A 1,198-nucleotide genomic window follows, 5' to 3' on the forward strand; every position below is an offset into this window, starting at 1 on the left:
GGAATCTTCATTCCCCTCATCGACAGACAAATCAGCGTCTTTCTTTCGAGCCTGAGAAATAAGATTATCGAGTTGACGGCCGCGTTTAACCGAAGCGTCAAAATGAAAACGTAGTTGCGGGATAGTTCTAAGCTTGATCATACGACCAAGCTCGCTGCGCAAGAACCCTGCTGCTCCGTTAAGTACTTTAATCGTACTTTTTACCTCAGCCGCATCAGCATCCAGATCATCAACTGTGAGTAAGGTAACATAAACATCGGCAAAACCGAGGTCTTTGGCCACCACCACTTGATTCACTGTTACCATGCCAACCCGAGGGTCCTTCATTGAAGAACGAAGCAACTCTGCCAGATCGCGTTGCATTTGATCAGCAATACGATCTGTTCTTTTAAAATCTTGCGCCATTAACTACTTATCCCGCTAATCAAACTAATTACGAATCGAGTGTACGTTCAACAGAGATCTTATCGAAGACCTCAATCTTATCGCCCACTTTTACGTCATAGTTCTTAACACCGATACCACATTCAGTACCTGAACGAACATCATTAACGTCATCCTTAAAGCGACGCAATGATTCTAACTCGCCTTCAAAGATCACGATATCGTCACGCAATACGCGAATCTTCTTATTACGGTAGATCGTACCTTCAAGCACCATACAACCCGCAACCTGACCAAACTTAGGAGACTTAAAGGTGTCACGAACTTCAGCGATGCCGACAATCTCTTCTTTAAACTCAGGAGCTAGCATGCCAGTTAGAGCTTGCTTAACGTGATCAATAATATCGTAGATAACGCTGTAGTAGCGAAGATCCAGACCTTCTTCATCAATAATCTTTCTTGCAGAAGCATCAGCACGAACGTTAAAGCCAACAATTACCGCATTGGTAGTTAAAGCCAGGTTAGCATCAGTACCGGTAATACCACCGACACCACTACCCACGATTCTTACTTGAACTTCTTCATTACCAATGTCATTCAATGATGCCGTCAGCGCCTCCAAAGAACCACGCACGTCAGTTTTCAGAACAACGTTCAAAGTACGAACTTCATCTTGGCCCATATTGCTAAACATGTTCTCAAGCTTAGAAGCCTGTTGACGCTGCAAGCGATCCTTTCGGCTCTTCTCTTCGCGGAACTCAGCTACTTCACGTGCCTTTCGCTCGCTCTCAACAACAACAAACTCGTCACCCGC

General features: G+C 44.7%; 2 protein-coding genes. Both read right to left on the reverse strand.

Annotation, left to right across the window (positions count from 1 at the left end; all coding sequences use genetic code 11):
- Nucleotides 1–405: 30S ribosome-binding factor RbfA (gene rbfA, locus A3763_RS23955; RefSeq protein WP_068760644.1), on the reverse strand; the 405-nt coding region annotated here is incomplete at its 3' end.
- Between the two features lie 28 nt (nt 406–433).
- The coding region (locus tag A3763_RS23960) for a translation initiation factor IF-2 (protein WP_369823173.1) at nt 434–1,198 on the reverse strand (765 nt) is incomplete at its 5' end.

The organism is Oleiphilus sp. HI0128 (genome assembly GCF_001635365.1).